Source organism: Arundinibacter roseus (genome assembly GCF_004348825.1).
Classification (GTDB): domain Bacteria; phylum Bacteroidota; class Bacteroidia; order Cytophagales; family Spirosomataceae; genus Arundinibacter; species Arundinibacter roseus.
This window is the reverse complement of record NZ_SMJU01000029.1, coordinates 1-13,260: the sequence shown is the minus strand read 5'-3', so window position 1 is coordinate 13,260 and position 13,260 is coordinate 1. Positions and strand designations below refer to the sequence as shown.

At 42.1% G+C, this 13,260-nt stretch carries 11 protein-coding genes and 1 other RNA gene; all 12 read left to right on the top strand.

The genetic code is table 11. The features are described 5' to 3' along the window. Positions 1-360: transposase family protein (locus tag EZE20_RS23750; protein ID WP_132122497.1), on the top strand; the 360-nt coding region annotated here is incomplete at its 5' end. Between the two features lie 149 nt (positions 361-509). After that, a complete protein-coding gene (gene fabG, locus EZE20_RS23745) occupies positions 510-1,256 on the top strand; it encodes a 3-oxoacyl-[acyl-carrier-protein] reductase (protein ID WP_132122495.1) in 747 nt (248 codons plus the stop codon). 124 nt (positions 1,257-1,380) lie between these two features. Further along, positions 1,381-3,459: a VWA domain-containing protein gene (locus EZE20_RS23740; RefSeq protein ID WP_132122493.1), complete on the top strand. Its 2,079-nt coding sequence runs from the start codon at positions 1,381-1,383 to the stop codon at positions 3,457-3,459. Positions 3,460-3,517: 58 nt separating this feature from the next. Continuing rightward, a complete protein-coding gene (locus EZE20_RS23735; RefSeq protein WP_228714000.1) occupies positions 3,518-4,372 on the top strand; it encodes a DUF2279 domain-containing protein in 855 nt (284 codons plus the stop codon). Between the two features lie 18 nt (positions 4,373-4,390). Beyond that, the gene (locus tag EZE20_RS23730) at positions 4,391-5,374 is read left to right on the top strand and encodes a Smr/MutS family protein (protein WP_132122489.1); all 984 of its coding nucleotides are present in this window, start codon (positions 4,391-4,393) and stop codon (positions 5,372-5,374) included. A gap of 15 nt (positions 5,375-5,389) precedes the next feature. After that, the gene (locus EZE20_RS23725; protein ID WP_228713998.1) at positions 5,390-6,814 is read left to right on the top strand and encodes a DUF4403 family protein; all 1,425 of its coding nucleotides are present in this window, start codon (positions 5,390-5,392) and stop codon (positions 6,812-6,814) included. 112 nt (positions 6,815-6,926) lie between these two features. Further along, an RNA gene (gene rnpB / locus EZE20_RS23720) (RNase P RNA component class A) lies at positions 6,927-7,329 on the top strand. 64 nt (positions 7,330-7,393) lie between these two features. Further along, on the top strand, positions 7,394-8,890 hold the full coding sequence (locus EZE20_RS23715) for an OmpA family protein (protein ID WP_132122487.1): 1,497 nt from the start codon (positions 7,394-7,396) through the stop codon (positions 8,888-8,890). 146 nt (positions 8,891-9,036) lie between these two features. Continuing rightward, positions 9,037-9,573, top strand: coding sequence for a 30S ribosomal protein S16 (locus EZE20_RS23710; protein WP_132122485.1), 537 nt, complete (start codon positions 9,037-9,039; stop codon positions 9,571-9,573). A gap of 108 nt (positions 9,574-9,681) precedes the next feature. Continuing rightward, positions 9,682-10,251: a ribosome maturation factor RimM gene (gene rimM, locus EZE20_RS23705; protein ID WP_132122483.1), complete on the top strand. Its 570-nt coding sequence runs from the start codon at positions 9,682-9,684 to the stop codon at positions 10,249-10,251. Then, on the top strand, positions 10,241-10,912 hold the full coding sequence (gene trmD, locus EZE20_RS23700; RefSeq protein ID WP_132122499.1) for a tRNA (guanosine(37)-N1)-methyltransferase TrmD: 672 nt from the start codon (positions 10,241-10,243) through the stop codon (positions 10,910-10,912). Before rimM ends, trmD begins: the two co-directional genes overlap by 11 nt. A gap of 611 nt (positions 10,913-11,523) precedes the next feature. After that, on the top strand, positions 11,524-13,260 hold a 1,737-nt coding region (locus EZE20_RS23695; protein WP_199879949.1), incomplete at its 3' end, for an SdrD B-like domain-containing protein.

The following is a 13,260-nucleotide window of genomic DNA, read 5'->3' as shown; positions in this document are numbered from 1 at the left end:
AAATACTGGGCTGGAAAAACACATGATTATACAATTTTAAAAGAAGAGTTATCTCCATTACTTAATTGGTTTAAGAATTTGGACGTATATTTAGACTTAGGGTATTTAGGATTTGCAAAAGATTATTGCTGTAAATCTATTTTTATGCCTTCAAAATCCAAAAAATCTAGCCCATTGACAGAAGATCAAAGACATTTTAATAGACAATTATCAAGTCAACGTGTTGGTATCGAGCATAGTATAGGTGGAATGAAAAGATATCGTATCATATCTGACCGTATTAGAGCACATAATCTTGACAACCACGATTCAGCCATGGAAGCATGTGCTGGATTATGGAATTTTTACTTATCTACTTGAAAATCAGCATTGCATCAAGTCTACTGTGTTCATTTTTGTAGACCTTCTGCCAATCACTTACCTTTGTGTCCTGTTTTTGTTCAATCAATCCAAAACTTACAACCCACGAATTATTTGCTTTACAGCATTTTTGCGGGAAATTTTTATTCATGAAACTACTTCAAAATAAAGTAGCCCTCGTAACGGGGGCCTCACGAGGCATTGGCCGTGCCATTGCCCTGCGTTTTGCTCAGGAAGGAGCTCAGGTTGCATTTACATTTTTATCAAGTATCGAAAAAGGACAGGCATTGGTTGCCGAGCTGGAAGCCTTTGGAGTGAAAGCTATCGGGTATAAATCCGATGCATCTGATTTTCAGGCTGCCGAGGATCTTGTAAATCAGGTAATTGCTGATTTTGGGAAATTAGATATCCTGGTCAATAATGCGGGTGTAACAAAGGATGGACTTCTGATGAGGATGAGTGAAGAGCAGTGGGATACGGTAATCAGAATAAATTTGAAGTCGGTATTTAACCTGACCAAAGCCGCTACAAAATCCATGATGCGCGCCAAAAGCGGCTCCATTATTAACATTACGTCAGTAGTAGGTATTCGGGGAAATGCCGGACAGGCCAATTATGCGGCATCAAAAGCGGGAATCATTGGGTTCACAAAATCAGTAGCCCTCGAACTGGGTTCACGGAATATTCGCTCAAATGCTGTGGCTCCCGGTTTTATCGAAACCGAGATGACCGATGCCATTGAGGCCAAAGCACTGGAAGATTGGAAGCAGTCGATTCCGCTGCGGCGCGGTGGACAACCCGAAGAAGTAGCAGATGCCTGCGTGTTCCTGGGTTCTGATATGTCGCGATACATATCCGGTCAGGTTTTGCAGGTCGATGGCGGCATGCTTACCTAGCGCCAGTTGGTTTTGTGGAAGATTTTAAACTTCCACAAAACCATTCATAGGGTTTTCCACGTTATGGTTGTATCTTGTCTGGATACCCACTTTAACCTACCATCCGAGATTTTACGCTGCATCCATGCGATCCGAACTATTCCTACAATCTTCCCCCTGGTTCATACTCCTTTGTCTATTGGTCGGTTCGGCCTATGCGTTTTTTTTATACAAGCCTGAACCAACATGGAGTAAAAACCTGAATGTACTGCTGGCTATTCTGCGCGGAACACTCGTTTCTGTGCTTTGTTTTCTGCTGTTAGCTCCCCTTGTTCGGACCATTCAGACCACAACAGATAAAGCCAAAGTAGTTTTTGCAATTGATAATTCATTGTCTGCAAGCGGCGTGGCTGACAAGGCTTTGCCCTACATCAAAGAAGCGCAGGAACTGCTGTCTGCCAATGGCTATGAAGTTTCGGTACAGACTCTGACGGATGAAACCAAAATTGAAAATCTTGATTCAATTCGTTTTACTGCGTCTACGACCAATCTGGCAGGAATGCTGGGAAGTATTCGATCTAATTTTGAAAATCAGAATCTTACGGATGTAATTTTATTATCAGACGGAATAGTTAATCAGGGAATAGCACCCGCCTCGGCGACCTATCCATTCAGAATCAATACGATAGCTATTGGAGATACGGTTCTAAAACAGGATATTCAGATTCGGAACGTGACAACTAACCGGGTGGCGTATATGGGTAATGAATTTCCAATACAGGTAGACATAACGGCAAATGGCCTGGCTGGACGGAGTACTGTGCTGTTGCTTAAGCAGGGTGGACGGTTAATTGCCTCTCAACCCATTCAGGTCAATCGCAATGATTTTTTTCAGTCGTTTACCTTTACAACTTCTTCAAATCAAAAAGGGGTACAACACTACACCGTTGAACTCGGTGCCGTTGCCGGAGAATTTACTGCCAAAAACAATCGCCGGGAAGTCTACATTGACATAATTGACGGTCGCGAAAAAATTCTGATGCTCGGCCTGGCGCCGCATCCCGATATCAAGGCCTTACGAAGCATTATTGAAAAAAACGAGAATTTTGAACTGGACGTACGTCTACTCACAACAACGCCAAACCTGGTAGATATTTCTGAAAAAGCCTACGACCTGATAATCCTGCATCAACTGCCGGATGTCTCAGGGCTTGGTGCTGAGTTTATTCGAAAATTGCTATCACAAAATACACCTGTGTTTTTCATTTTGGGCAATCAGTCATCCGTTGGAGCGGCTAATTCCTTGCATCGTACGCTACAAATTTCGTCGGGTTCGGGGCAGTTTGATAAAGTAACAGGTCTTTTCAATTCCTCGTTTCAATTGCTGAATCTGGATCCCCAAAAACTTTCAATACTCGAAAAATTGCCGCCTCTATCTGTGCCTTTCGGTGAGTATCGGCTTTCCTCCGGTACAGAAGTTGTGCTTTATCAGCGGGTTGGAAGTGTAGCAACAACGAAGCCTCTTCTGGCAATTCATACGGCTGGGGAGCGAAAAATGGCCGTTTTGGCAGGTGAAGGAATCTGGCTTTGGCGGCAGGAAGAATTTGCTTTAACCGAAAGTCAGGCAGTAATTGACGAACTTTTCCAAAAAGTTATTCAACTATTATCAGTAAAAGAAGATAAGCGAAAATTCCGAGTCTATCCGGTAAAGGCTGAATTTGAGACAGGAGAACAAGCCCTGTTTCAAACCGAAGTGTATAATGATATTTACGAAAAAATTTACGGTCAGGAAATTCAGCTGAATATCACGGACGAAAAAGGTGTTGTTCAGGAATATGCCTACACCCACCGTGAAGAAAATCCAAGATTTGCCATAAGTGGTTTGGCAGAAGGAGTGTATCGCTATTCTGCGTCTACCACAATAAAAGGAAATACAGAACGGGTTAATGGTCAGTTTGTAGTTCGTACCACCGATTTGGAAGCACAAAATACAACGGCAGATTTCGGCATGCTCCGGGAGCTTTCGCAACGGACGGGCGGGCAATTTTTTCAGCCAACTACCCTTGAAAGTCTAACCCAAAAGATGATTGAAAATCGACCTCCTGACCGTCTTGACAGCACTGAACAAATGGCGGAGCTGATCCAGCTAAAATGGTTGTTCTTCCTGCTTTTATTGTTGGCAACTATCGAATGGGGCTTGCGGAAGTATAGTGGGAGTTATTGATCGTGGGATGAATAGAGTAGGTATTTTATGCTTTTTGTTACTATGCGTAAAGCCTGCAATGGCTTTGCAAAAACCCGATAATTGGCCCGAAGATTCTGTTGGTAATCCAAGACCAAATTATCGGCTGCTTCATGGAATGTTTGCTGCACAGTCGGTTTTGTATGCCGGCAGTTTGTACGGGCTCAGCAAGTCGTGGTACAAAAATCCCCTTACAAATTTCACAATTGCCGACGACATTCATGAGTGGAAACAGCTCGATAAACTAGGGCATATGTACACGTCCTACCAAATCAGTTTACTAACTGCTGAACTATATAAAAAAACAGGGATTAGCAAAAGACAGGCGGTTATTTATGGGGCGATCTCAGGATTCTTTTTTCAGACGCCCATTGAAATTTTGGATGGTTTTTCGCCAGATTATGGGTTTTCACCAAGTGATATGGTAGCCAATATTGCGGGCTCAGCACTTTTTGCAGGACAACAGCTGGCTTGGGATGAAGTGCGGATTCATCCAAAATTCTCCTTTCATTTTACACCCCTCGCCCAGGTGCGGCCCGAATTACTTGGCCGGAGCCGCTCAGAGCAATGGCTCAAAGATTATAATGGACAAACGTATTGGTTTTCAGGTAGTCCGGCCAGTTTCTTAACTAATTCCAAATGGCCGCCATGGCTTTGTTTTTCGGTTGGCTACGGGATTCAAAACATGGTGGCTGCCGAAAACGATAAAAGTATAGAGCTTGGATACAATCCATACCGCCAATACTATTTTTCAATGGATATTGATCTAACAAAAATTAAGACGAAAAGTAAATTTGTTAAATCCATAGCAAACGTGGTTAACACGCTGAAAATTCCGGCACCAACGGTTGAGTTTTCAAAAAAAGGAATTTCGTTTCATCCAATCTATTTTTAAAAATTTCAACAGAAAAGCATGAATATAGGAGACAAAGTACGGTTGGTACACGGCAAAGAAGAGGGAGTTGTGTATCGTTTCCTGGCAGGAAATATCGTTGAAATTGAGATTGAAGACGGGTTTAGAATTCCGGTTTTGCGGCAGGAATTAGTGCTTGTTTCACCGATGGAGGAGTCCCGGCTGTTGCGAAAGGAACAACCTGTTTTGTCCGTACCAGGCTCCCGCGATACACGTTCAGCAGGCCCTTTTTCGGCAAAAGGAATTTACCTGGCGTTTTTGCCAACAAATGACCGGGAATTAAGTGTCCATTTTATCAATAATACCGATTGGATTATTCCTTTTGTGGTATATGAAGATAAAGAAGGCAAACATACAGGACTTGGCTCCGGACTATTAAAGCCTCGCAGTTCGCAAAAACTGCACGATGTGTGGATGAAAGATTTTGAACAATGGGCATTGTATGAAATACAGGTTCTGTTCTTTAAAGATGGAGCAGGGACCATTCCAGCACCATTTCAAAAAAAGCTAAAATGTCGAGTTCAATCTTTCTACAAAAGAAAAATGAAAGCGCCTGTTTTGGGTAAAGATGCCTACGTGTATCAGCTGGACGAAGATGAAATCAAAGCAACCTCGGCGCCTGAGAAGCCCATTTCGGCAGCAGAAATCAGGGAACGCATGCTTTCGCCACAACCTGCTGAAAGTCTGGAGCCCGTGACTGCTCCACAGGCAATTATTGATCTGCACCTTGAAAAACTTAGCCCCAATTCTGGAAGTATGTCCAATAGTGACAAGCTTACCTTACAGCTATCTACCTTTGAAAAACAACTGGAAAAGGCAATTGCCGCCGGAATGGACGACATTACCTTCATTCATGGCGCTGGAAATGGAGTACTCAAAACAGAAATTCATCGCAGACTTGGTAAAAATCAACATGTGCAATATTTTAAAGATGCGCAGAAGGAAAAATTTGGCTATGGGGCAACTTTTGTTAAAATTAAGTAGGCAACGGTACCACTTATGAAATCATTTCACATGTTTGCAGGGTTGCTGGCCACTCTGTTATTGACTGAATGCCGGCCCAAAACTACCGAAACGCCCAAAGCACCCAAAGAAAGTTACCTCTATTCGGACATGGAGATTCAGGAAGAAAAACAGTTGTCGGTCGTAAATATTCCGGTGGAAATGCCGGTTTCGGAGTTGGAAAAACAACTAAATGCGCAGTTGAATGGGCTTATCTATGAAGATAATAGTTACGAAAATGATCAGAACGATAATTTAAAAGCCAAGGTCTGGAAACTGAGCCCCATTAAAGTTCAAGCGCTTGACTCTACTTTTTTGTTTGATGTTCCACTCAAAGTTTGGGTAAGTGCCGGCTACAAAATTAGTCCCCTGGGTGTGACAATGTCAGGCTACAAAGATTCGGAATTTTCTCTGCGAATCCGATTTATTTCAAAGATAAGCGTTACTCCTGATTGGCAACTATCTACGCACACCTACGTAGATAGTTATGATTGGATAAAAGAGCCCGAAATTAAAGTGGCAGGTTTATCCATTCCAATAAAATCAATGGTAAGCCGCACATTAAATCGGAATTTTGACAAAATAACAAAAGCCATTGATGAGCAGGTTGGCAGTACGATTGAGCTTAAAAAATACGTTCAGCAAGCCTGGGAAACCGTGCACCGCCCTGTATTGCTATCTGAGGAATATAATACATGGTTGCTGGTTGTACCAACCGGCCTGATGATGTCTCCGTTATTGGTAAAGAATAATATCATGAGAACAACGATTGGTATTCAGGGGTATACACAGACCGTTACCTCTTCCGAAAAGCCTGTGATGGGTGCTACGCCTCGATTGCCAGCGTTACAAACTGTGGAAAAAATGCCCGGTGAGTTTAAAATTGGCCTAATTAGTAAATTGCCTTATGCCGAAGCTACACGACTTGCCCAAAAGAAGTTTATCGGAGAGAAATTTTCATTTAGTGAAGGAAAGTATCAGGTAGAAGTGACGGGTTTAGATTTGTACGGTCAAAATGAGAATCTGGTAATAAAAGCAAATCTGAAAGGCAGTCTGAATGGCATTATTTATCTCAAAGGAAAACCTTATTATGATCCTGTTACTAAAAACCTTTCATTAAAAAATCTGGACTACGATCTTGAAACAAAAAACGTGATTTTGAAAACAGCCGGGTGGTTGTTGCAAAGCAAATTCAGTAAAATGATGGAGCAGCAATTTGTATTTCCAATTGGTCAGCAAATTGCAGAGACTCAGGCTGTGATTCAGAAGAATCTCACACACAATACATTGACAAAAGGGATTATATTGAATGGTAAAATAAATGAAATTGAACCCCATAAAGTATACCTGACTCCCGAACATTTGTACTCTGTGGTCTTTGCTGGCGGACAGGTAACGCTTCGGGTAGAAGGACTTCAATAAGTCGAAAATGATGAAGGCCGTTTGATATAAATTAACGCATATTTTTGTTTTTTATAGTATATTAGCTACCAATCAAAGCAAAGTATTTCTTAGCTTTGTAGCCAACCGAGGTAAGATAAGCTGTCCTATCGCTTTGGGTTTTACCCAAAGAGGAAAGTCCGGGCAGTACAGGGCGCCGTACTTCCTAACGGGAAGGCAACCTGCGGGTGACGGCAGGTTGACAGCAAGTGCCACAGAAAATAACCGCCTGGCATACTTTTTTGAATGGCAGGTAAGGGTGAAAAGGTGGGGTAAGAGCCCACCGCCTGAGTGGTGACACGCAGGGCCAGGTAAACCTTACGGACTGAAAGACCAAATAGGTGCCAGGATAGAAGCGGCCCGTTTCGGCTCTGAATTTATTCAGGGCGTTGGCACGGGTAGGTCGTTGGAGATTGCGGGCGACTGCAATCCTAGATAAATGATAGGAATTTAACTTTGGTTAAAAACAGAACCCGGCTTACAGGCTTATTTTATTTCGGATTTTAATTAAATACGTTTTTACAAACTCTGGATTATTGAATCACATAAATGGTGTTTCTCATGAAGAAAAAGAATCTTTACCTTGCTTTGAGTTTTTTGGCTCTGTTTTCGACAAGCATTTCTGCGCAAAATCGAACCTATGAAGGCCCGAATAAGATGAATACCTGGTCGATCACCGGCTATGGCGGAATTACCCGCTTCTTTGGTGACCTCTCGCAGTATACCTTTCAAAGAGGTGAAAAAGAAAATTTGACAGGCGGCTTCGGAGTTTCGATTAACAAACAATTAACTCCTTTATTCGGTGTTCAGCTAACAGGCTGGAACGGTAGCCTTGCCGGTTCAAAAACAGATGTGGTAAGCTCACTAACAGGAAACTCACAAGATGTATATTTCAAGAGTCCTTCATTTGTACAGGCAACGCTTGACGGAACAGTAAATCTAAACCGTTTGCTTTTTGGCTTCAACAAATTGCGTCGCTGGAAATTTGATGCGCATGCCGGCTTTGGTATTATGTATTTCCATACTGACGTATACGACATGAATACCGATCGCCTCCTGCTGTCTTCCAATACAGAAGGTAGTTCAAAAACTGCTGGAACCTGGGACCGGAATGGCTCCATTTATACCCGTGAATGGGTAGTACCGATGGGACTTGCCATTCACTATGAAGTTTCTCCCCGAATTGACATTGGTCTTGATTTTGCGATTAATCACGTAAATACAGAAAAACTGGATCTTACGGCAAGTGATTTAACTGACTATGCAACTTCAACTGGAATTTTTGGATTTGTAAAAGGAGATTCCAAACTAGATAAATGGGGGTATGGATTTATTGCCCTTACTTATAAACTTGGCAAGAATGCTGTAAGCTCGAAAAATGGTAAATATGACGCATCAAGCGGTCGTTATCACCTTCGTTGGGCTGATCCCAAAGCACTTGTTCCACCGCCCTACAATCCTACAATGGATGACGCCGATTCCATTGCGAAAGCAAATATGCCAAAACCCGTTGATCCTCGTTTATATACCGATTCAGATGGAGATGGCGTTGCCGATTTGTTTGATAAAGAACCAAATACACCTGCGGGAAGTGTAGTGTCAGGCGGTGGTGTTGCACTTGATTTGGAAAGATACATCATGGATGCCGTTAAAAACAACCTTCCCAAGGATGAATGCGAGGCTCTTTTCAGCAATATTGAATTTGATACCGATAAAGCAACAATCCGCAATGCCTCACAGGCAACACTTACCAAAGTAGTGGAACTGCTCAACATGCGTCCCAACTGCCGGATCGTTTTGGTAGGACACGCGGATGCCCGGGCCTCCTACGGATATAATATGAACCTTTCACGCCGACGGGTGGAGGCAGCCAAGCGGTACATAATCCGCGCCGGACTTTCAGATCCAAGCCGACTGTTGGTAGAGTATTTTGGTGAATTCCGGCCTTTGGCTGATAATACAACCCCCGAAGGTTTACAGGCCAATCGCCGGGTGGAGATTAAAATTTTACCGGCTAATTCACTGCGCTCAAATTATCCAGCTGGATTTAGGCCATAAGCTCATATAACTAACCTAAAAAAAGGGGACAGAAATTTTTTTGTCCCCTTTTTTATTTAGAGAAATGAAAAATAAATCCTAAATTTTGGTTAAATTTGCACCCTGTTTAACTCGGAGGACGAGTTCCTCCATCAAAAACAATACAAATGGCTGTTAAAATTAGATTGTCGCGTCGTGGACGCAAAAAAAATGCGATGTATGACATCGTTGTAGCTGATGCACGGGCTCCCCGTGACGGACGCTTTATCGAAAAATTAGGAACCTATAATCCTAATTCAAATCCTTCTCTTGTTGTTCTTCAGAACAAACGTGCTGTGGATTGGCTGCTAAAAGGCGCTCAACCTACGGATACTGCCCGTTCTATTTTGCATCATGAAGGTGTGTTATTGCTTAAGCACCTACAAGTGGGTGTTAACAAAGGTGCAATTACACAAGAAGTGGCCGATGCACGTTTTGAAGAATGGAAAAGCCAGAAAACAGATAAGGTATCTTCCCATACAACTTCATTGGCAACTAAACAATCGACAGAAAAAGAATTGAAGCTGGAAGCAGAGCGGAAAGTAAATCAAGCTCGTTTGGACGCAATTATTCTGAAAAATACACCTCCCGCAGCAGAAGTACCTGCTGAGGAAGCTCCTGCCGAAGCTGCCGAGGAATCTACGGATGAAACAGTGGCTGAGTAATTAGTCAGGTATTGTTCGTTTTTTACACAAAAACATGAGTCTGCCGGGAATTCGGTCAGGCTCATGTTTGTTTTTAGGCTATTTTAATTATCTCAAATACACTATATTTTGACGCAGGAACAATGTTATCTTTTAGGGTATATCGTGAAAACGCATGGTACCAAAGGACAGGTTGTATTTCATTTGGATGTTGATTATCCCGATGAGTACGAAGACCTGGAATCAGTATTTATTGAAATTAAAGGAGAGCTTGTCCCATACTTTATTGAGAATATTAATATTCAAAAACAAAGCCGGGCAATTGTTCAAATTGAAGAAATTGATACCATAGAAAAAGCCCAAACCTTTGTAGGTCATGCCTTATATATGCCTTTGGATACTCTTGATGAGCTGGAGGAAGATCAATTTTATTACCATGAAATAAAAGACTTTTCCATTATCGATCAGGAAAAAGGTGAACTGGGTTTTGTTCGGGAGGTGTATTCGGTTTCTACCCAAAATCTGATTGCGTTGGATTACAAAGGAGTTGAAGTACTGATTCCTATCGTAGATGACATCGTCTTAAAAGTTAACCGGGAACTGAAACAAGTGGTGGTACAGCTCCCCGAGGGACTGCTGGAAGTGTATACGGAAACTCATAAAGCAGATGATTCTGACCAAAACGATGATGAGAATTGATATTTTATCAGTAGTACCGCGCTTGCTGGAAAGTTTTTTTGCGCACTCAATCCTGAAAAGGGCCGAAGAAAAAGGACTTGCAGAAATTCATTTGCATGATATCCGTGATTATGCGGTGGATAAACATCGCCGAGTTGACGATTATGCATTTGGTGGCGGGGCAGGGATGGTGCTACAAGTGGAACCAATTGCAGCTTGTATTCGTGCGTTGCAGGCTCAGCGTACCTATGACGAAGTGATTTATCTTACGCCCGATGGCGAGAAACTTCATCAAAAAATGGTCAATTCACTATCCCTCCAAACGAATTTGTTGTTGCTTTGCGGTCACTATAAAGGAGTTGATCAGCGGGTGCGCGATTTATTCATTACCCGAGAGATAAGTATTGGTGATTATGTACTTTCTGGCGGTGAACTTGCAGCTGCTGTATTGGCAGACTCCATCATTCGACTGGTTCCAGGAGTTTTAAATGATGAGACATCAGCATTAACAGATTCCTTTCAGGATGATTTATTGGCTCCGCCTGTATATTCACGCCCAGCAGAATTTGAAGGTTTAAAGGTGCCGGAAGTGCTTCTTTCGGGTCATGAAGCAAAAATTGATCAGTGGCGCATGGAGCAGTCGATTGCTTTAACCACCAAAAAACGTCCTGATCTGCTATAATCCTTACATTTCTTTATTATGATGTATAAGAAAATAAGAGTTTGGAAGCAAAAAAAATGTAGCGTTAATACATAAAAATCCAAATAATCTAAATTTATACATTAACTTTATCGCAAATTTTAGGAAAGTATTGAAGAAGAAATAATTTGATTTGCTACGGATTAGTTTAGTAAGTCTCTCTTTGAAACTATTTCACTATACACACGATAAAGATGAAAAAACACTACACGAAAACAAAATGCCGTGCTCAAACCGGCGTTTTTGAATTGCTCCAACACAGAAGGATTTTTTCTAAATTCTTTCTCACGTACAATCATACTACCGATTTTTAAGATCTATAATCTTTGATTATCAGATAATCTTGATTCGTCCTTCGTTTTCGAAGCCACCTGTCGAGTGTTGATGGTGCTCGAATGGATTTTATCCTGACCGATGATATCCTCAAAAATTATATTAAGTCATTTTTAATACTCGCCACAAGTTTTTGACCCTGTTTTATTGAAAGGGTATCGCTTGTAGTTTATTTCAAAAATGATGCCAAATATAAATAGTGCCAGGAAATACTAACTTTTTTCTGGGTTATCCAAATACTACACACACTAAATACTACAATGAGTAATTTCTGCCTATTTAAGGCGAGGTCCGTTCAACGCGATCCTGCCCGAAAAAAAACAGGTAAATTCGGATTTACCGCCCTTATCTATTGGGTATTGCTCTCTTTGGGTACTGCCACACTTTCGATGGCAACCAATGTTGGGGGCTTTATATACTGCGATTATAATAACAGTAATTCTTACAATTCAGGAGAAGCACTTCCGGTCTCTGGCCTTACGGTAAAAATTTATAACCGTTCAAATGGATCGCTCCTTAAAACTGTTACCACCAATTCCAGCGGGTATTATTCGGCTGACCCGATCACAGATGGACTGTCAATTCGGTCTGAAATAGTATATAATGGGAATACGTATACGTTTAATACCACCTCGCCAACCTCATCGGCGCATATAAAAGTTGTGTGCGTATGTGATCCGGAGAACGCAAACGCGCCGCCCTTCTGCGCGCCAACGTTGACTTGTCCTTCGGGATCGGGTTCTTTGAATTGGTCCCAAACAATTAATGCGGCCAATGGTACTCCCGCAGTTTTTCGATTGATCGATGGCGGAACGGAAACCTTTACTTTACCAATTACTTTACCCACTGCCTTTTCAAACGCTGTAACCGTCACTATTTCGGAGGCAATTGCATGGGATGGCTATGCCGGACGGAATTCAGTAAGTCAACCTAATGAACGTTATCGGTTGGTTTTTCTTAAAAATAACGTAATTCAGGCTACTACGAATTTTACAGGGGATGTCGCTGATAACAAAACACAAGCTTATTGGAAAGGAGGGTTAGGAACGGTGTATCTCCCTAATGGCGCTGATGCGATAAAAGTGGTACATTGGGGTGCTTCTACGGCAAATGGCGGACAAAATGATAATTCAAACCCGAATTCGGTAGTTCCTACCGGAATTTGTATGAAATATACAGTTCCGACTACAACGAATTGTCCCTGTCCTTCCGGAAACCTTGTAACAAACCCGAATTTCTCCTCCAATACCTCAGGTTGGTCTACAACGAATGGTCAGCTTTCCTATGGTACGGGTGGTGCTTTTGGAGGTTTTTTAGTATTGAATAATAACGATTTGAGTGGTAATTATTTTGTTTATCAGGATATTACCCTTGGGGCCGGGAAATACTACAATTTTACCGGGAAAGCTGCAAAGCACTCTGGTTCTAATGCCAAGGTATTCCTGGAATTTTATAATGGATCCACAAAAATTGGGTACACCCCAGATTTCTTCGTTACAAAAAATTTCGATGGTAATTTTCAGGATATACCAACGGTTCAGGGCTTTACTCCGCCATCTACCACGAAAATAAGAATTGTTGGCTATGCCAATGGAACAGCATTGAAATTGGATAATCTTGTTTTGACGACTTGCAATGATACGCCAACGGTAACAGTTTCAAAAAGCGGAAATCTTACCTGTGTAAATAATTCGGTAACGGTCACAGCAACAGCAACTTCGAGTTCTCCAATTACATATAGTTGGACCGTTCCGTCAGGTGTAACTAATCCAGGGAATGTAGCTTCATTTTCAACTACCAAAGCAGGAACTTATACCGTTTCAGTAACAATTCCGGGGTCTGGATCAGGATGCAGCGCAACTGCCAGTACAACGGTAACTGAAAATAAGACAAACCCGACGGTAAGTTTGAACAGCCCGGTGCTGACCTGTGCCTCACCAAGCCAAACCTTAACGGCCACTGCCAGCCCATCAACGGGCGTTACCTACGCATGGACA

Coding starts and splice junctions, on each gene's coding strand:
- fabG (WP_132122495.1), top strand. CDS start 510: ATGAAACTACTTCAAAATAAAGTAGCCCTCGTAACGGGGGCCTCACGA.
- EZE20_RS23740 (WP_132122493.1), top strand. CDS start 1,381: ATGCGATCCGAACTATTCCTACAATCTTCCCCCTGGTTCATACTCCTT.
- EZE20_RS23735 (WP_228714000.1), top strand. CDS start 3,518: ATGGCTTTGCAAAAACCCGATAATTGGCCCGAAGATTCTGTTGGTAAT.
- EZE20_RS23730 (WP_132122489.1), top strand. CDS start 4,391: ATGAATATAGGAGACAAAGTACGGTTGGTACACGGCAAAGAAGAGGGA.
- EZE20_RS23725 (WP_228713998.1), top strand. CDS start 5,390: ATGAAATCATTTCACATGTTTGCAGGGTTGCTGGCCACTCTGTTATTG.
- EZE20_RS23715 (WP_132122487.1), top strand. CDS start 7,394: ATGAAGAAAAAGAATCTTTACCTTGCTTTGAGTTTTTTGGCTCTGTTT.
- EZE20_RS23710 (WP_132122485.1), top strand. CDS start 9,037: ATGGCTGTTAAAATTAGATTGTCGCGTCGTGGACGCAAAAAAAATGCG.
- trmD (WP_132122499.1), top strand. CDS start 10,241: ATGAGAATTGATATTTTATCAGTAGTACCGCGCTTGCTGGAAAGTTTT.